Source organism: Streptomyces sp. NRRL S-378, from assembly GCF_000720645.1.
In the GTDB taxonomy this organism is placed as follows: domain Bacteria; phylum Actinomycetota; class Actinomycetes; order Streptomycetales; family Streptomycetaceae; genus Streptomyces.
The window spans coordinates 1-399 of record NZ_JOBX01000209.1 but is presented as its reverse complement, the minus strand read 5'-3'; the positions used below and the strand labels follow the sequence as shown (position 1 = coordinate 399).

Below are 399 nucleotides of genomic sequence, written 5' to 3'. Positions count from 1 at the left end.
GTCGACGGGCTCGGCGCCGGCGGGCGGCCATGTCCCGAGGTCGAAGTCGGCGGCGTGGTCCTGCTTGGTGAGGAAGCCGCTGACGTGGCGGGTCCAGGGGGTTTCGGGGTGGGCGTCCTGGGCGGCCGAGTACACGGCGACCGGACGGCGGCCCAGGTCGTCGAGCGCGGAGACGGCGACCTGGACGCGGACCCCGCCCTTCTCGGGCAGGACGAGCGGGGCCTCGATGACGAGTTCGTCGATCACGCTCGTGCCTGCCTCGTCACCGGCCCGGACCACCAGCTCGACCAGGGCCGCACCGGGCACCAGGACCGTGCCCGAGACGACATGGTCGGCGAGCCAGGGCTGGGTACGCACCGACAGCACACCCGTACCCACCACCCCACCCGTCTCGGGGAG

1 protein-coding gene is annotated in these 399 nt (G+C 73.7%); it reads right to left on the bottom strand.

The window, feature by feature from the left end:
- On the bottom strand, positions 1-399 hold a 399-nt coding region (locus IH80_RS40415), incomplete at both ends, for a polyketide synthase dehydratase domain-containing protein (protein WP_037882462.1).